The organism is Peribacillus sp. SIMBA_075, from assembly GCF_046534585.1.
Window position 1 is genome coordinate 1 of sequence record NZ_JAWRYN010000969.1, and the last position, 258, is coordinate 258.

Here is a 258-nt window from a genome sequence, read left to right on the forward strand (position 1 = left end):
GCCCGGACGATTTCAAGGTTGGTTACTCCCCAGAAAGAATTAATCCAGGTGACAAGGTCAATCGCTTGGAAAACATCGTGAAGATCGTGTCCGGGATTGACCAGGAAGCACTTGAAACGATTGCCAGAGTGTACGAGCTGGCAATTAAAGCGGGTGTGTACAAAGCCGATAGCATTAAGGTTGCCGAAGCAGCAAAAGTGATCGAAAATGCACAGCGTGATATTAATATTGCCTTCATGAATGAGCTGTCGATGCTGT

At 46.5% G+C, this 258-nt stretch carries 1 pseudogene; it reads left to right on the forward strand.

Annotated features, from left to right (window positions below):
• Positions 1 to 258 (forward strand): annotated as a pseudogene (locus tag SB775_RS31160) (nucleotide sugar dehydrogenase); the annotation flags it as partial.